This window comes from Streptomyces sp. NPDC048612, from assembly GCF_043199295.1.
In the GTDB taxonomy this organism is placed as follows: Bacteria; Actinomycetota; Actinomycetes; order Streptomycetales; family Streptomycetaceae; genus Streptomyces.
Map to the genome: position 1 here is coordinate 1 of NZ_JBICVV010000041.1, position 16,507 is coordinate 16,507.

Here is a 16,507-nt window from a genome sequence, read left to right on the forward strand (position 1 = left end):
ACGCCCGGTTACATTCCGAACCCGGAAGCTAAGCCTTTCCGCGCCGATGGTACTGCAGGGGGGACCCTGTGGGAGAGTAGGACGCCGCCGAACAATCTTTCAGGACCCTTGGTCCCAGCGTTCATGCTGGGACCAAGGGTCCTTTTTGTTTTTTCCGAAGCGCGCCGAACTGGTCGGTGCGTGAGAATGAATGCAGTACCGAAGACAGGAGTCACGTCGATGTCCACCAACTCTTCCGACGATCGTTCGGAGCGCCGGCCGCAGCGGCGCGATGACGGTGACCGCGGTGGTTTCCGACGTGACGACCGCGGTCCGCGCGGTGACAACCGGGGCGGTGACCGGGGCGGTTACCGTCGCGATGACCGTCCGTCCGGTGGCGACCGTGGTGGGTACCGCGGTGGTGACCGGCGCGATGACCGTGGCGGGCCCCGTGGGGGCGACCGGCGCGATGACCGTGGTGGGTTCCGCGGTGGGGACCGGCGGGATGACCGTGGTGGATTCCGTCGCGATGACCGGCCGTCTGGTGGCGACCGTGGGCCGCGTCGGGACGATGAGCGGGGCGGCGGCTTCCGGCGTGAGGAGCGGGGCGGGGATCGCCCGGGGTTCCGTCGTGATGACCGGCCGTCCGGTGGTGACCGGGGCGGGTATCGCGGTGGTGACCGTCGGGATGACCGTGGTGGCGACCGCGGGGGATTCCGTAGGGATGACCGTCCCTCGGGTGGCGACCGTGGTGGGTTCCGTCGTGATGACCGTCCGTCCGGTGGCGACCGGGGCGGGTATCGCGGTGGTGACCGGCGCGATGACCGTGGTGGTGACCGCGGTGGGTTCCGTAGGGACGACCGGCCGTCCGGTGGTGACCGCGGTGGGTTCCGTGGTGGCGAGCGTCGGGATGACCGTGGCGGTGACCGCGGTGGGTTCCGTCGTGATGACCGTTCCTCCGGTGGTGACCGTGGTGGGTACCGCGGTGGTGACCGGCGCGATGACCGTCGTGACGACAGGCGGGACGACCGTGGTGGTTTCCGTCGGGACGATCGTCGGGATGACCGTGGTGGCGACCGCGGCGGATTCCGTGGTGGCGACCGTCGGGATGACCGTGGAGGAGACCGCGGTGGATTCCGTAGGGACGACCGGGGGCCGCGGCGGGATGACCGGCCGTCCGGTGGCGACCGTGGGGGATTCCGTCGGGACGACCGGCCCTCGGGTGGCGACCGCGGTGGGTTCCGTGGTGGCGACCGGCGGGATGATCGCGGTGGTGACCGTGGGGGCGACCGTGGTGGGTTCCGTCGGGATGACCGGGGGCCGCGGCGGGATGACCGTGGTGGGTTCCGGCGGGATGACGAGCGTGGGGGGCGTCGGCCGTACGGCGGTGGCCGGGGGCGCGATGACCGGCGGGACGATCGTCGGGATGACCGGCGGGACCGGGACCGGGAGCCGATCAAGCGGCTGCCGATTCCGGAGGACGTCACCGGTGACGAGATCGACAAGGACGTGCGTCAGGAGCTGCTGAGCCTGCCGAAGACGCTCGCCGATGACGTCGCCAAGAACCTGGTGATGGTGGCGAGGCTGCTGGACGAGGACCCGGAGCAGGCGTACGGGTACTCGCGGGTGGCGCTGCGGCTGGCGTCCAGGGTCGCGGCGGTGCGGGAGGCCGCGGGCTTCGCGGCGTACGCGGCCGGCAAGTACAGCGAGGCGCTGGCGGAGTTCCGGGCGGCGCGGCGGATGACCGGCAGCGTGGAGCTGTGGCCCGTCATGGCGGACTGCGAGCGGGGTCTCGGGCGGCCGGAGAAGGCGATGGCCATGGCCGGTGAGCCCGAGGTGCAGAAGCTCGACAAGGCCGGACAGGTCGAGATGCGGCTGGTCGCGGCGGGTGCCCGGCGGGACATGGGCCAGGCGGACGCGGCCGTGGTGACGCTGCAGAGCCCGGAGCTCGCGTCGAGTGCGGTGCACCCGTGGACCGCGCGGCTGCGGTACGCGTACGCCGACGCGCTGCTGGAGGTCGGGCGCGAGGACGAGGCACGCGACTGGTTCGCGCGGGCGCTGGAAGCCGACCAGGGCGGCACGACGAACGCCTCGGACCGGCTCGCGGAGCTGGACGGCGTGGACTTCACCGACGCGCTGGAAGAGGACGACGAGCTGGGTGAGGCCGAGGCCGAGGCCGGCGGTGCGGCGGACGAGCCGGGCTCCGCGAAGGAGTGAGCCGGCCGCCGGTGTGATCCGGCGTAGGGCATGACGAAGAAGGGCGGGACCCCGTGGTGGGGTCCCGCCCTTCGGCGTATGGGGAGGGGTCAGGAGGCCGGTGCGTAGGGGGCGATCGGGTTGCGGAGGGTGCCGATGAGCTGGAGGGCGCCCGCGGGGTCCTGGAGGTCGACCATCTCCTGGTTGTTGCGCAGCTGGAGGCGGTTGAGGCAGGAGAGCGCGAACTCGTCGGTGAACAGGTCGTAGCGCTCGAACTTCTCGGCGAGGTGGGGGTTGGCCGCCTGGTAGTCGGTGACGCAGGAGGCGACCGTGCGCCAGAAGGTGTCCTCGTCGAGGACGCCCTGGTCGTCGAGGGTGCTGCTGAGGAAGCGGAAGAAGCAGTCGAAGACGTCGGTGAAGACGGACAGCAGTTTCTTGTCCTCGGGGACGTCGGCGCGGATGCGTTCGACGGCGGGCGGCAGGACCGCGTCGGGGTCCATGACGGCGATCTCCTCGGCGATGTCCTTGAAGATCACGCGGGCCACGGAGCCGTCCTCGACGACCAGGATGGCGTTCTCGCCGTGCGGCATGAAGACTAGGTCGTAGGCGTAGAAGGAGTGCAGGACCGGGGTCAGGTAGGCGTCCAGGTAGCGGCGCAGCCAGACGGCGGGCTCCAGGCCGGACTCCTCGATGAGGGCGGCGGTGAGGGAGCCGCCGTCGTTATCGACGTGCAGCAGCGAGGCCATGGTGGCCAGGCGCTGGCCCGGTTCGAGGGTGGGGACGGGGCTTTCCCGCCACAGGGCGGCGAGCATCTTCCGGTACGGGGAGCCCTTGGCGGTGGCTTCCTCGTACTGGCGGTGGTGGTAGCCGATGGCGGCGCGCTCACGGATGATCGAGAAGCGGGCGGCGCGGAAGGTGTCGTCGGCGTCGATGAGGCGGGCCAGCCAGTCGTTGATGGCCGGGGTGGCTTCCATGTAGGACGCGGAGAGGCCGCGCATGAAGCCCATGTTGAGGACGGAGAGCGCCGTTTTGACGTAGTGCTTGGTGGGGCTGGTGGTGTTGAAGAAGGTGCGGATGGACTGCTGGGCCAGGTAGGCGTCGTCGCCGGGGCCCAGGCACACCAGGCGCTGCTGGGCGACCTCGGCGGCGAAGGTGACGGAGAGCTTGTTCCACCACTGCCAGGGGTGGGCGGGGAAGAAGTAGTAGTCCGCGGGGTCGAGGCCGAGCGTGGTGAGGGTGTCGGCGAAGCGGGCGCGGGTCGTGTCGGGGAGTTCGTCGCGGATGAGGGCGTCGTAGTCGAGGCCGGCGCCGGCGGTGAAGGTGGCGTGGTCGCGGTGGGCGGCGAGCCAGATCAGCCGGAGCGGGGCCGCGGTCTCCGGGGCGTAGGCGTGGTACTCGTGGATGCCGAAGCCGAGCCGGCCGTTGTTGGCGACGAAGCAGGGGTGGCCCTCGGTCATGCCGGTCTCGATGGCCTGGAAGTCGGCCTTCGCGAGGTCGGCGGCGCCGGGTCCGTCGGCGGCGAGCTTGTAGGCGGTGCCGGAGAGGGTGGAGCTGATCTCCTCCAGGTAGACCGGGAGGATCGCCTCGCCGAGGCCCAGCGACGTGTGGAGTTCGAGGAAGAACGCCAGCGCGTCCAGGGGGAGTTCGCTGCCGTCGCGGTGCCGGGTGATGCTGTCGGCGTCGATCTGCCAGTGGTCCAGTGCTCGTCTGCGGGCGGCGAAGCGGTACTCGGTGCTGCCGTCGTCGCTGCGTACGGCGTAGTGGCCGTCCTGGGGGAGGCGCTGGGGCGTGAACAGCCGCTCATGGGCGAACTCGGCGAGGCCCTTGCGGATCAGCAGCCGGTTGGCGCGGGCCCACAGGCCGGGGGTGAGGTGGGCGACGGCGTCCTGTGCGGAGAGGGGCGGGGTGCCGTCGGAGGGGGCGGTCATCGGTGGTCTCCTCGGGTGGCCAGGAACTGGTCGCGGGTGCAGGTGCTGAGGTAGGCGTCTTTGGAGGGGAGCGAGACGGTGCGCAGGATCTCGAAGCCGACGGCCTTGTTGAGGGCGTGTACGGCGGTGTTGCGCGCGTCGGGCTCGACGACGACGCGGCGGTTGGCCGGGTCGTCGAAGAGCATCTCCATGACGGTGGTGATCACGGCGAGGGTGAAGCCGTGCACGGGGGTGTCGGTGGGCGCCGACAGGAAGTGCATGCCGACGTCGCCGGGCTCGGCGGTGTGGATGCCGACGAGTTCGCGGTGGGCGGGGTCGTAGCGCTCCATGAGGAAGGCCGGGGTGCCGTTGTGCAGGCCGAGGAAGGCGTGGTGGAAGGGGTCGGCGGCTATCCGCGCGAACTCCTTCTCGACGGCGGGGAGGTCGCAGTCCTGCATCAGCCAGAAGGCGGCCTTGGGGTGGGTGACCCAGCGGTGCAGCAGCTCGGCGTCACCGTGCGGGTCGACCGGGCGGAGCGAGAACTCCCCGAGGGCGGCGTCGGTGCGGGTGAAGACGGGGGTGCTCATACCGGCAGCTCCATGGGGTGGTGCGGACCGGCCGGAGCGGCGAACTCCTGGAAGGCGATGGCCTTTTCGACCGGGTAGTACTCGCGGCCGAGCAGTTCGCGGATGATGCTCGCGTTGCGGTAGGCGGCCATGCCGAGGTCGGGGGTGACGAAGCCGTGGGTGTGCAGCTCGGCGTTCTGCACGAAGATGCCGCGGCCGGTGGTGTCGATGCTGTAGTTGCGCGCCACGTCGTAGCGGCCGGCGTCGTCCCAGACGATGCGGTCGCGGACGGGGGAGAGGAAGTCCGGTACGCGGTAGCGGTAGCCGGTGGCGAGGATCAGGCCCTGGGTGTCGAGGGCGAAGTCCGTGCCCTGCTCCTCCTGGCGCAGGCCCAGGGTGTAGGTGCCGGAAGCCTCGTCGTAACTCGCCTGCTGCAGGGCGGTGTTGGTGAGGAGGCGGGTGGGGACCGGGCCGCTCAGGTTCTTCTGGTAGAGCAGGTCGAAGATGTCGTTGATCAGCTCCGAGTCGATGCCCTTGTAGAGGTGCTTCTGGGTGGCGTTGAGGCGGTCGCGGGTGGCCGGCGGGAGGGCGTGGAAGTAGTCCACGTACTCCGGGGAGGTCATCTCCAGCGTGAGCTTGGTGTATTCGAGGGGGAAGAAGCGGGGGGAGCGGGTGGCCCAGGTCAGGTGGTAGCCGTGGCTGTCGATGTCCTGGAGCAGGTCGAAGTAGATCTCGGCCGCGCTCTGGCCGCTGCCGATGAGGGTGATGCTGTCCTTGGCCTGGAGGGCGGCCTTGGCGTCGAGGTAGCCGGCGTTGTGCAGCAGGTCACCGCCCAGGTCCCGGCAGGAGTCCGGGATGTGCGGCGGGGTGCCGGTGCCCAGGACGAGCCTGCGGGCGCGGAAGGTGTGGCGTTCGCCGGTGGGCTGCTGGGCGTGGACGGTGTAGAGCTCGTCGCCCTCGTCGTACTCGACGGTGGTGACCCGGTGGCCGAAGCGGACGGAGTCGAGTTTGCCGGCCGCCCAGCGGCAGTAGTCGTTGAACTCGGCGCGCAGCGGATAGAAGTTCTCGCGGATGTAGAACGAGTACAGTCGGCCCGATTCCTTGAGGTAGTTCAGGAACGAGAAGGAGGAGGTGGGGTCGGCGAGGGTGACCAGGTCGGCGAGGAAGGGGACCTGGAGGTGGCTGCTGTCCAGCATCATGCCGGGGTGCCAGTCGAAGGACGCCTTGTCGTCCAGGAACAGGCCGTCGAGTCCGTCGATGGGTTCGGTCAGGCAGGCCAGGCCCAGGTTGAACGGGCCGAGGCCGATGGCGATGAAGTCGTAAGGGGCGGACACAGAGTCTCCGATGGGGACGGTCGGTGGGGGAGGGGTCAGCGCGCGCTGAGCGCCGGCCGGGGCTGCTCGGCGAGGAAGCTGCCGGCGTGGTCGGCGATCAGGTCGAGGACGGTGGCGATGTCCTCCAGCGTGGTCTCCGGGTTGAGCAGGGTGAACTTGAGGTAGTGGCGGCCGTCGACGACGGTGCTCGCGACGATCGCCTCACCGGAGGCGAAGAGGGCTTCCCTGGCGTGCAGATTGACCCGGTCGCTGAGTTCGGGGTCCTGGTCGGTGGAGGGGACGTACCGGAAGACCAGGGTGCTCAGCTGGGGCTCGACGACGACGTCGAAGCGGGGGTCGTCATGCAGCAGTTTCCAGGCGTCCGCGGCCCGGTCGACGACCTCGTCGAAGAGTTCACCGACGGCCTGGGCGCCCATGATGCGCAGGGTGAGCCAGAGCTTGAGGGCGTCGAAGCGGCGCGTGGTCTGGATAGACTTGTCGACCTGGTTGGGGATGCGCTGTTCCACCATGCGGCGGGGGTTGAGGTAGTCCGCGTGGTAGGTGACGTGCTTCAGCGTGGCGCGGTCGCGGACCAGGACGGCGCTGGAACTGACCGGCTGGAAGAAGGACTTGTGGTAGTCGACGGTCACCGAGTCGGCGCGCTCGATGCCGGACAGCAGGGCGCGGCGGCGGGAGACCAGCAGTCCGCAGCCGTAGGCGGCGTCGACGTGCATCCAGGCGCCGTATCCGGCGCACAGACCGGCGATCTCGGGGAGCGGGTCGATGGAGCCGAAGTCGGTGGTGCCGGCGGTGGCGACGACGGCCATGGGTATCAGGCCGTCGCGTTCGCAGCGCGCCAGTTCGGCGGCCAGCTCGTCGGTGCGCATCCGCTTGTTCTCGTCGCTGGGGACGGCGATGACCGCTTCCGCGCCCATGCCGAGCAGGGTGGCCGACTTGCGGATGCTGAAGTGGCTGCATTCGGAGGTGAGGATGCGCAGCCGGGGCAGGACGTCGGTGAGCCGGGCGTCCGTCGCGCCCTCGCGGGTCAGCTCCCGGCGGCAGGCCTCGTCGCGGGCGAGCAGCATGGCCTGGAGGTTGGACTGGCTGCCGCCGCTGGTGAAGATGCCGTCGGCCGCCTCGCCCAGGCCGATCCGCTCGGCGGTCCAGTCGATCAGCCGGCGCTCGATCAGCGTGCCGCCCACGCTCTGGTCCCAGGTGTCCAGGGAGGAGTTGACGGCGGAGAGCACGGCCTCGCCGACGAGGGCGGGGATCACCACGGGGCAGTTGAGGTGCGCGAGGTAGCGGGGGTGGTGGAAGTAGACGGCGTCGCGGAGGTAGACCTCTTCGAGTTCGTCGAGTGCGGCGGTCGCGTCGTGCAGCGGTGCGTCGAGGTCGACGCCGGAGACGGTGGGGGTGAGGCCGTCGACGGTGGTACCGGTGAACGGGCGGGTGGTGCCGGCTATTTTGGCGCTGATCCGGGTAACGCTCTCGGTGACCGCGCTTCGGTAGTGCCCGGCCGTGCCGTTGTTGAGCAGATACGCCCGGTTGTCGGCCGGGTCCTCGGCAGAGTGCGCGAGGAGACTCATGAAGATGTCCTCCCTGGTGCGGAGTTGACCACGTCCTGCGCAGGGCGGGGTGTACGCAGGGGCAGGGAGACCCGCCCGGCGACGCAGTGAGGTAAGCCTAACCTAACTAGGTCGCGGGCGGGGCTGGGGGTGCCGGAGGTGCCCGTGCCGGGGGAGATCAGCCGTCGCGGTCGTCCAGGGTGCGCAGGACCAGACCCGTGGCGGGCTTGGGGCCGAAGGAGGTGGACTTCCGCGGCATCGTCACGCCGCACTCGGCGAGCTGGCGGACCGTCTCCTCCGAGGTGGCGCGCATCAGCACCGCCGTGCCGCCGTGCCGGGCGGCCTGCTCGACGGCGGCTCCGGTGTGATGCAGATAGCCGATGTCCGACGGGTGGTCGGGGATGTGCCAGACCTCGTCCAGCAGGACGGAGTGCAGCACGGTGGCGTCCAACTGCCGCCAGGCCTCGGGCCGGTCCCGGCGGATCGTCCGGTCCAGCAGCGCGGGATCGGGACGGTCCAGGAGGTGGAACGCGTCCGGCCCGCCGGCCAGGACGAAGGCGGTGCCGGGCGTCTCCTCCAGGGCCGCCAGCGCGGCGGACAGCTCACCCGGGAGGGCGCGGACGCGGAAGGCGCCGGCCAGGTCCGCCAGCGCCTTGGCGGGCGGCAGATGCGGCAGTACCCGGTGGATCGCGCGGACCTGGAGCGGATAGCGGGCGGTGTCCACCAGCAGCACCAGACCGGAGGCCCAGGGCGAGCCGGCGGTGGCGCCGGGCTGCTGCTCGTACAGCCGCTGGTAGGTGGCCCAGCGGTGGTGGCCGTCGGCGATGAGGGCCTGCCGGCGGGTGAGGTCGTCGTCGACGGCGGTGAGGTCGGCGGGATCGGTGACCGCCCACAGGCGGTGCGCGAAACCGTCCTCCGTGGTGGTGGCGAGCAGCGGTTCGCCCTCCACCACGCGCTCGATGACTGCGGCGGCGCCGGTCGCGGTGCCCTCGCCGCGGTAGGACAGCAGCAGCGGTTCGAAGTTCGCGGCCGCCGCGCGCATCAGGGCGGCCCGGTCCTCGACCACCTCGGGGATGACGCCCTCGTGCGGCAGCACCGGACCGTCCAGGCGCAGCGCCCCGATCAGGCCGCGCTGGAGCATCCCGCCGGAGCGCTGCTCGTAGACGTACAGCGCGGGTTCGGCGTCCTGCGTCAGCACGCCCTCGCCGCGCCAGCGGTGCAGGGTCTCGGCGGCCTGGCGGTGGCGGGTGGTGGGGTCCGCGGCGTGCGGGAGGATCAGCCGGACGATGTTGTACGGATCGGCGGTCTCCAGATGGCGCACGCCGTCCGGCCGGACCACCACGTCGTACGGCGGGGACATCACAGCGGTCAGGCTGCTGACCCGCTCCGGGGCATAACGCAGTCCGCGGAACGGGAGGAGGCGGAGGCCGTCGGTACGGGTCATTGAAGAATGCTATGCCGCCGGGCGGATGAGGGAAGATCGGGGGACAGCCCGTGCGTGGCTGGAAATATCGGTATGCGCGAAGTGGAGGGCGAGGGTCCCCACGGTGCGGTGACCGCGCCCCCCCGGGGCGGCGGATCGCCGGCCCGCCGCGTGGAGTGAGGAGCGAGACGGCATGAACGAGCAGGTTCGCGGGCGGCCCGACGGGTCCCGGCAGGCGCTGAGCGAGGCATACGACACCGCGCTGCTGGATCTGGACGGGGTGGTCTACGCCGGCGGACAGGCCATCGAACATGCCGTGGAATCGCTGACACACGCCCGCGAGGGCGGGATGCACCTCGCCTATGTGACCAACAACGCCGCACGGACCCCCCAGGCCGTCGCCGACCAGCTGTCCGGTTTTGGCCTCCCGACCGGACCGGACGACGTGATCACCTCGGCGCAGGCGGTGGCGCGGCTGATCTCCGAACAGGTGCCGGCGGGCGCGCGGGTGCTGGCCGTCGGCGGTGAGGGGCTGCGGGTGGCGCTGCGCGAGCGGGGCCTGGTCCCGGTCGGTTCGGCGGACGACGACCCGGCGGCCGTGGTGCAGGGCTTCGACCCCTCGCTGGACTGGGAGCGGCTGGCGGAGGCCGCGTACGCGGTGCAGCGCGGGGTGCCCTGGTTCGCGTCCAACACGGATCTGACGATCCCCAAGGAGCGCGGGATCGCCCCCGGCAACGGCGCGTTGGTGGAGGTGGTCCGGACCGCGGCGGGCGGCACCCCACAGGTGGCGGGCAAGCCGCAGCCGCCGATGCACCGGGAGACGGTGCTGCGGACCGGTGCGCGGCGGCCGCTGGTGATCGGCGACCGGCTCGACACCGACATCGAGGGGGCCTCCAATGGCGAGGTCGACTCGCTGCTGGTGCTCACCGGCGTCACCACCCCGGCCGAGCTGCTGGCCGCCCCGCCGCAGCACCGCCCCGCCTACGTGGACGAGGACCTGCGCGGGCTGCTGACACCGCAGCCGGAGGTCACCGCGGCGGACGTCGGTTTCCGGTGCGGCGGCTGGCGGGCCGAGACGGCCGGGGACCGGCTCCTGGTGGAGGGCGAGGGAACCCCGCTCGACGGGCTGCGGGCGCTGTGCGCGGCGGCCTGGACGGCGGCGGGGGACGGCAGTTACGGGGCGGACGCCCGGCAGGCGCTGGCGCGGATCGGCAGGTGAGGGCCGGCGCCGCGGCCCGCCCGGATCAGTCGTCGGCGGACGCCGCGGCACCGGCCGTCAGCTCCGCGAGCAGCTCTTCCTCGGAGGCGCCGCGGCGCCAGTAGCCGGTGAACTTGACGGCCCTGCGGTCGATGCCGCGCTCGCGGACGAGGTGCCGGCGCACCGACTTGACGGTGCCGGCCTCACCGGCGACCCAGGCGTACGGCGTGCCCTCGGGGAACTCCGCGGCGCGCAGGGCGTCGAGCACCGGCTCGCGGCTCGCGGCGGCGGAACCGTCCCGGACGAGCCAGGTGATGTGGGTGTCGGCGAAGGACGGCAGCTGCTGCCGGTCGTCCTCGTGCGCGATCTCCAGGTAGACCTGGGCGTGGGTGCCGGGGGAGAGCCAGGACAGGATGCCGGCGATCGCGGGCAGGGCCGTCTCGTCACCGGTGAGCAGAATCCAGTCGGTGCCGGCCGGCGGGCGGAAGTCGACGCCGCCGTTGTCCTCGACGGCCGGGGCGAGGACGGTCAGCCGGTCGCCGGGCAGGGCGCGGGCGGCCCAGCGGGAGGCGGGCCCGCCCGCCGCCGGACCGGCCTCCGGCCCGGCGCCGTGCAGCGCGAAGTCGACGTCGAACTCCCGCGGCTCGTGGCGCTGTTCACGGATGGTGTACGAGCGCATCAGCGGCCGCTCGTCCGGGTCCTGCGCCCGCCAGGTGGTGTACCAGCCGTCGCCGGTGTCCTCGAAGACCGGGCGGTCCTGGTGGGGCTGCGGGAGGAAGAGCTTGAAGCGCTGGTCACGACCGCCGGAGGCCAGTTCGGCCAGCCGTTCACCGCCGAAGGTGACCCGCACCACGGAGGGGCTCAGCCGTCGGGTCCGTACGACGTGCACATCGAAGAAGCGGAACGGCGCGGTGGCCGGGGCGGCGGTCGTGGTCATGTGGGGGACCTCCCGGGAACGGGGCGGGGACTGTTCGGTGGGGTGGTGCGGCGGCTTTCGGGGTGGTGCGGCGCGGCGGGGTGCGCCGCGGAGGTGGTGCGTGGGGGCCGCGGTGGACCGTGGCGGCCGGGGGCGTTCCGGTCCGGGTCCGATCCACCGCGGCCGTACGTCACTTGGCCTTCTTGGCGCCCTCGATGGCCTTGGCGAGCGACTCGATGAGCGGGGCGGCGCCCGCGTAGGAGAAGCGCGGCTCGCTCGACCACGGGGTGATCTGGCCGGCCTTGACGGCGGGCAGCTTGGCCCAGGAGGGCTTGGCCGCCAGGTCCTTGGGCTGGAGGGTGGCGGTCCGGTTGTCCAGCAGGAGCACGTCGGCCTTGTACTTGTCGGCGTTCTCCCAGCTCAGGCTCTCGAAGTAGCCGCCCTTGTCCAGCTTGTCGGGAACGATCAGATCGACGCCGAGGGACTTGTAGTACATGAGGTCGGCGTTGATGCCGGGGTTGGAGGCGTAGAAGAGGTCCGGGCTGCCGGAGCAGGCGAGCACCTTGACCGGGTGGGACTTGGCGGCCTTGCGCAGCGCCGCGGAGGCCTTCTCGAAGCGGGCCTTGGCGTCGGTGACCTTCTTGGCCTGCAGGTCGGCGCCGAGCGACTTCGCCAGGTCGGCGTAGCGCTCGATGATCTTGAGGAGCGAGACCCGGGACGAGGTGAGGGCGACGGTCTTCGCCAGCGGGGTGATCTTGTCCTTGCTGTCGTCCGGCACGAACCACAGCGCGCCCGGCTCGTACATGTTCGTCACCAGCAGGTCGGGGCGCAGCGAGGCGTACTTCTCGACGTTGAACTGGTTGTACGCGTTGCCGATGATGGTGACCTTGTCGATGTCCAGGTCACCGGCCTGCGGGTCGGCCTTGCCGTTCTTGAGCTTGGTGGGGCCGAAGACGCCGACGATCTGGTCGTCGATCCCGAAGTCGTGCAGTGCGGCCGCGGTGCCGGTGAAGGCGACGATACGCTGGGGGCTGTTCTTCAGCGAGACCTTCTGCTTGCGGTCGTCGGTGAAGGACCAAGGACCCGACTTGCCTCCCTCGTTGGCGCCTCCCGAGCCTTTGTCCCCGCCGCATGCGGCCAGCAGGGCGCCGATGCCGACGGCGCCGCCCGCGGCCAGGATGCCGCGGCGGGACGGAGTGACGTTTCGGGAGGTGCTCATGGGTGCACTTCTCTCTGGGAGGGACTGCGAGTCGAATGTGAGGGTAGGCTAACCTAACTATCGTGTTGGTTGACAGTCCCCCCGAAGCGGCAAAGGCTCCGGACCCCGTGACACCCCGGCGGCGCCCCCTCCTGCGCCCCACCGGACTCGTGGTCTCCGTGGCCGTATTGGCCGTCATCGTCGTCCTCGGTATCGCCGTCGGCGCCAAACAGATCCCCCTCGGCCAGGTGTGGCACGGGGTGTTCCACTACTCCGGTTCCGATACCGACGTGGTCATCCGCGACGTCCGGCTCCCGCGCACCCTGCTCGGCCTGATCGTCGGCGCGGCGCTCGGGCTGGCCGGCACGGTCATGCAGGCGCTGACCCGGAATCCCCTGGCGGACCCGGGAGTTCTCGGTATCAACGCCGGCGCCTCGGCTGCGGTCGTCACCGCCATCAGCTTCTTCGGCATCACCTCGCTGACCGGCTATGTGTGGTTCGCGTTCGCCGGTGCCGCGGTGGTCAACGCCGCGGTGTACGTCCTCGGCGGCACCCGCGGCGCCACGCCCGTACGGCTCGCCCTGGCGGGCACCGCGCTGACCGCCGTCCTCGTCGGGTACATCAACGCGGTCAACCTGATGGACACCGCGGCGCTGGACAAGATGCGCTTCTGGACGGTGGGTTCACTGGCCTCGGCCACCGTGCCGACGGTCACCGGCATCGCCCCGTTCCTGGCGGTGGGCGGCGTCCTCGCGCTGCTGATCGCCCGGCCGCTGAACGCCATCGCGCTCGGCGACGACCAGGCGCGGGCGCTGGGTGCCCGGCTGACCCGCACCCGGGTGCTGGGGATGCTCGCCGTCACCCTGTTGTGCGGCGGGGCGACCGCGGCGTGCGGCCCGATCGTCTATGTGGGCCTGATGGTTCCGCATGCCGTACGGGCCGTCACCGGGCCCGATCTGCGCTGGATTCTGCCGTACTCCGCGGTGCTCTCACCGGTCCTGCTGCTCGGCGCCGACGTCCTCGGCCGGGTCGTGGCCCGGCCCGGCGAGCTGCAGGTCGGCATCGTCACCGCCGTGCTCGGCGGCCCGGTCTTCATCTATCTCGTACGACGTCGGAGGATGGCCCAGCTGTGAGCGCGACCGTGAAGACCGGGGAAGCGGCGGGGACCGAGGCCGGGAAGTCCCCGGAGAAGGCGGCCGGGCGGGTGCGGGCGGTACGCACCGGGGGCGGGCTCTCGCTGCGCCTGGACATGCGGGCCACGGTGGTCGGACTGCTGCTGCTGGCCGTCGCGGTGGCCGCCGCCGTCGCCCTGATCGGCTCCGGGGACTACCCCATGACGCCGGCCGACGTGCTCGCCGCGCTCACCGGCGGCGGGGACCCCGGCCAGCAGTACATCGTGAACGAACTGCGGCTGCCGCGGGTGCTGGTGGGGCTGCTGGTCGGCGCCGCGTTCGGGATCTCCGGGGCGGTCTTCCAGACCGTCTCCCGCAACCCGCTGGGCAGTCCGGACGTCCTCGGCTTCGCCCAGGGCTCGTCCGTCGGCGCCCTGGTCGCCATCGTCTACTTCCAGGCCGGGGCCGTCGGGGTCGCCGCCGGAGCGGTGGCCGGCGGGGTGGGCACCGGCCTCGCCATCTTCCTGCTCGCCTGGAAGAAGGGCATCCACGGCTACCGCTTCGTGCTCGTCGGCATCGGAGCGAGCGCCATGCTCTACGCGGTCGTGCTCTTCCTGATGACCAAGGCCAACATCGTCGAGGCGACCCGGGCCACCACCTGGATGACCGGCTCCCTCAACGGCCGCGACTGGGACCAGGTCCGCCCGCTGGCCGCGGTCTGCGCCGTCCTCGTTCCGCTGCTGCTGTTCAACGGGCGGCCGCTGCGCATGCTGGAGATGGGCGACGACGCCGCGTACGCCCTCGGTGTGCGGGTCGACCGGGTCCGCGTGGTCGTGCTGCTGGCGGCGGTCGTGCTGGTCGCCGCCGGCACCGCGGCCGCCGGGCCGATCTCCTTCGTCGCTCTCACCGCACCCCAGCTGGCGCGCCGGATGAACCTCCCGCGTTGGCGGCGGGGCGGGGGGAGCGCCCCCCTGCCGGGTCCCAACCTGGTGCTGTCCGCCCTCATGGGGTCCGTGCTGCTGGTCGCCGCCGACTGGGCGTCACAGCGGCTCTTCGGCGCCGACCAGCTGCCGGTGGGCGTGCTCACCGGTGTCCTCGGCGGCGGCTATCTGCTGTGGCTGCTGGCCACGGAGCGCAAGGCGGGACGGGTATGAGCCGCCGGGCGGCGAGGCGGGAACGGGCCGGGCGGCGGGCGCCGGAGTGCGGCGCCACCGGTGCCGGGCGGGCCTCCCGTACGGGCCGGGCGACGGCGCGGCCCCCGGCAGGAGACGGTGCGCCCGGTGCCGGACCGGGCAACAGCAGTGACACGACAACCCCAGGAGTTCCGAAGTGAGCCGTCTCACGGCCGAGAACGTCACCCTCGCCTACGACCAGCGGGTCATCGCCGAGAACCTCTCGGTCGCCATCCCCGACAACTCCTTCACGGTCATCGTCGGCCCGAACGCCTGCGGCAAGTCCACGCTGTTGCGCGCGCTGTCGCGGATGCTCAAGCCGGCCCGTGGCTCGGTCCTGCTGGACGGCGCGGCGATTTCCTCGCTGCCGGCCAAGAAGGTCGCCAGGACGCTCGGGCTGCTGCCGCAGTCCTCGGTCGCCCCGGACGGGATCACCGTGGCGGACCTGGTGGCCCGCGGCCGCTATCCGCACCAGGGGCTGCTGCGGCAGTGGTCGCCCGAGGACGAGCGGATCGTCGGGGAGTCCATGGCCGCCACCGGCGTCGGTGAACTGGCCGACCGCTATGTCGACGAGCTGTCCGGCGGGCAGCGGCAGCGGGTGTGGATCGCGATGGCGCTCGCTCAGCGGACCCCGCTGTTCCTGCTGGACGAGCCGACGACCTATCTGGACATCCAGCACCAGATCGAGGTGCTCGACCTGTGCGCCGAACTGCACGAGGAGCAGGGGCGCACCCTGGTCGCCGTGCTGCACGACCTCAATCACGCGGCCCGCTACGCGACGCACCTCATCGCCATGAAGGGCGGTGCCGTCATCGCCGAGGGCGCACCGGCCGACATCGTCACCGCGGAACTGGTGGAGGAGGTCTTCGGCCTCGGCTGCCAGATCATCGACGACCCCGAGACCGGCACCCCCCTGGTCGTCCCCGCCGCGCGCAAGCCCCGCAACGGCGGCTCCCGGGCCGGCCGCACGACGCAGGAGAAGGCACCCGAGGGGGTAGGGCGAGGCGGGGAGTAGGGGAGAGCTTTCCAAGCAAGCGCGCCCCGGGTGAGGGGTTACGGCTGAGGGGCGCGGTCCGCCGGACCGCGCTCGCCTTACAGCAGCGTCCTGAGACGCAGGAGGTCGCGCAGGCCGGCCTCCAGCTTGACGCGGCCGCTGCCCCAGGCCTTGGCGAAGTTCAGCTCCCCGTCGACCAGGGCCACCAGGTCGTCGCCTGCCATGGACAGCCGGATCTCGGCCTTGTGCGGGGGCGGGCCGGGGACGCTGGTCACCTCCTGGATGGTGCCGTCGGCCAGCCGCCCGAGAAAGGTCACATCGAGGTCGGTGATGCGGCAGCTGAGCGAGCGGTCGAACGAGGCGGCGTGGCGGACGCCGCCGTCTGCCGAGGACAGGTTCTGGGCCAGCCGGTCGAGAGCGGCGCGGCACTGGTCGAGGGTTGCCATCGTGAGCGACGATACGCCAGGTCGGGGACGGCTCGTACGTCCTCGACCGGCTTCGTCGGGGTAGCGTCGGGGGCATGGAAGAGCCGACGTCCGGCCCGGAGCCGGAGGCGCCCGCGGAAGCCGCGCCCGGGGAACCCGTGCAGCCCCCGGAAGCAGGGGAGCCCGCGCAGCGCGAGGGCAGCGGAGCGGTGCACACCGCGGACGGTGTGCTGTCCGGTCTCCTCGGGCCGGACGCTACCGCCGAGCCGGGCGGCCAGGGCCGGCCGGGCACCGCGGCCGGGCCGGAGGAGCCCGCCGGGCCGCAGCCCATCGGGGTGGGAGTGACCCCGACCGGTGAGACCGCCGTCGACGTCCGGCTGCGGCGCCTCGCCGACGCCGACCACCTCCCCGCGAGCGGACACCTGCAGGTGTACGAGGATGTGCACCGTGGGCTGCGCGATGTGCTGGCCGGTCTCGACCAGCACCCCGGGCCGCCCGCGCCTTCTTCGACTTTCCCGACGCCGCACGACAACAGGAGCTGAA

Annotated in this window: 15 protein-coding genes and 1 rRNA gene; 8 read left to right on the forward strand and 8 right to left on the reverse strand. The window is 71.8% G+C overall.

The annotated features are described in order from the left end of the window. The 3 genes from rrf to ACGFN2_RS34770 all read left to right on the forward strand — a co-directional run. Positions 1 to 93: ribosomal RNA gene (rrf, locus tag ACGFN2_RS34760) — 5S ribosomal RNA — on the forward strand; the annotation flags it as partial. Between the two features lie 193 nt (positions 94 to 286). After that, the gene (locus ACGFN2_RS34765; protein WP_393366878.1) at positions 287 to 1,507 is read left to right on the forward strand and encodes a hypothetical protein; all 1,221 of its coding nucleotides are present in this window, start codon (positions 287 to 289) and stop codon (positions 1,505 to 1,507) included. Beyond that, entirely contained in the window at positions 1,444 to 2,196 is a 753-nt protein-coding gene (locus tag ACGFN2_RS34770) for a tetratricopeptide repeat protein (RefSeq protein WP_362610683.1), read from the forward strand. The genes ACGFN2_RS34765 and ACGFN2_RS34770 overlap by 64 nt, the downstream gene beginning before the upstream one ends. An 89-nt stretch (positions 2,197 to 2,285) precedes the next feature. Here ACGFN2_RS34770 and ACGFN2_RS34775 read toward each other — a convergent pair whose 3' ends face one another. The 5 genes from ACGFN2_RS34775 to ACGFN2_RS34795 all read right to left on the reverse strand — a co-directional run bounded on the left by ACGFN2_RS34775 (position 2,286) and on the right by ACGFN2_RS34795 (position 8,970). Continuing rightward, positions 2,286 to 4,103, reverse strand: a complete 1,818-nt coding sequence (locus ACGFN2_RS34775) for an IucA/IucC family protein (RefSeq protein WP_393366880.1) — start codon at positions 4,101 to 4,103, stop codon at positions 2,286 to 2,288. Then, complete coding sequence (locus ACGFN2_RS34780) at positions 4,100 to 4,669, reverse strand: GNAT family N-acetyltransferase (RefSeq protein WP_393366882.1); 570 nt, start codon at positions 4,667 to 4,669, stop codon at positions 4,100 to 4,102. Before ACGFN2_RS34780 ends, ACGFN2_RS34775 begins: the two co-directional genes overlap by 4 nt. Next, the gene (locus ACGFN2_RS34785) at positions 4,666 to 5,982 is read right to left on the reverse strand and encodes a lysine N(6)-hydroxylase/L-ornithine N(5)-oxygenase family protein (RefSeq protein WP_393366884.1); all 1,317 of its coding nucleotides are present in this window, start codon (positions 5,980 to 5,982) and stop codon (positions 4,666 to 4,668) included. The genes ACGFN2_RS34780 and ACGFN2_RS34785 overlap by 4 nt, the downstream gene beginning before the upstream one ends. A gap of 35 nt (positions 5,983 to 6,017) precedes the next feature. Next, complete coding sequence (locus ACGFN2_RS34790; RefSeq protein ID WP_362610632.1) at positions 6,018 to 7,547, reverse strand: aspartate aminotransferase family protein; 1,530 nt, start codon at positions 7,545 to 7,547, stop codon at positions 6,018 to 6,020. A 157-nt stretch (positions 7,548 to 7,704) separates the two neighbouring features. Beyond that, positions 7,705 to 8,970: a DUF1015 family protein gene (locus ACGFN2_RS34795; protein WP_393366887.1), complete on the reverse strand. Its 1,266-nt coding sequence runs from the start codon at positions 8,968 to 8,970 to the stop codon at positions 7,705 to 7,707. Positions 8,971 to 9,142: 172 nt separating this feature from the next. On the opposite strand from ACGFN2_RS34795, the gene ACGFN2_RS34800 reads away from it, so the two are divergent. Beyond that, positions 9,143 to 10,168 carry an HAD-IIA family hydrolase gene (locus ACGFN2_RS34800; protein ID WP_393366889.1) on the forward strand — a complete coding sequence of 342 codons (1,026 nt, stop codon included), beginning with the start codon at positions 9,143 to 9,145 and terminating at the stop codon, positions 10,166 to 10,168. A 25-nt stretch (positions 10,169 to 10,193) separates the two neighbouring features. Here the strand turns inward: ACGFN2_RS34800 and ACGFN2_RS34805 are convergent, their stop codons facing one another. Together ACGFN2_RS34805 and ACGFN2_RS34810 are read right to left on the reverse strand one after the other, a co-directional pair. Then, the gene (locus ACGFN2_RS34805) at positions 10,194 to 11,084 is read right to left on the reverse strand and encodes a siderophore-interacting protein (protein ID WP_393366891.1); all 891 of its coding nucleotides are present in this window, start codon (positions 11,082 to 11,084) and stop codon (positions 10,194 to 10,196) included. Positions 11,085 to 11,253: 169 nt separating this feature from the next. Then, on the reverse strand, positions 11,254 to 12,282 hold the full coding sequence (locus ACGFN2_RS34810; RefSeq protein ID WP_393366893.1) for an ABC transporter substrate-binding protein: 1,029 nt from the start codon (positions 12,280 to 12,282) through the stop codon (positions 11,254 to 11,256). Between the two features lie 62 nt (positions 12,283 to 12,344). Between ACGFN2_RS34810 and ACGFN2_RS34815 the strand changes: the two genes are divergently transcribed. The 3 genes from ACGFN2_RS34815 (at position 12,345) to ACGFN2_RS34825 (ending at position 15,560) form a co-directional block, all read left to right on the forward strand. Next, positions 12,345 to 13,394: a FecCD family ABC transporter permease gene (locus ACGFN2_RS34815; protein WP_393366895.1), complete on the forward strand. Its 1,050-nt coding sequence runs from the start codon at positions 12,345 to 12,347 to the stop codon at positions 13,392 to 13,394. Beyond that, positions 13,391 to 14,527 (forward strand): FecCD family ABC transporter permease, encoded by a 1,137-nt coding sequence (locus ACGFN2_RS34820; RefSeq protein WP_393366897.1) that lies wholly within the window; start codon positions 13,391 to 13,393, stop codon positions 14,525 to 14,527. The genes ACGFN2_RS34815 and ACGFN2_RS34820 overlap by 4 nt, the downstream gene beginning before the upstream one ends. Positions 14,528 to 14,702: 175 nt before the next feature. Further along, on the forward strand, positions 14,703 to 15,560 hold the full coding sequence (locus tag ACGFN2_RS34825) for an ABC transporter ATP-binding protein (RefSeq protein ID WP_393366899.1): 858 nt from the start codon (positions 14,703 to 14,705) through the stop codon (positions 15,558 to 15,560). 77 nt (positions 15,561 to 15,637) lie between these two features. Here the strand turns inward: ACGFN2_RS34825 and ACGFN2_RS34830 are convergent, their stop codons facing one another. Then, on the reverse strand, positions 15,638 to 15,985 hold the full coding sequence (locus tag ACGFN2_RS34830; protein ID WP_362610646.1) for a sterol-binding protein: 348 nt from the start codon (positions 15,983 to 15,985) through the stop codon (positions 15,638 to 15,640). A 74-nt stretch (positions 15,986 to 16,059) separates the two neighbouring features. On the opposite strand from ACGFN2_RS34830, the gene ACGFN2_RS34835 reads away from it, so the two are divergent. Then, complete coding sequence (locus tag ACGFN2_RS34835) at positions 16,060 to 16,506, forward strand: hypothetical protein (RefSeq protein ID WP_393366901.1); 447 nt, start codon at positions 16,060 to 16,062, stop codon at positions 16,504 to 16,506. The last annotated feature ends 1 nt before the right edge of the window (position 16,507 follow it).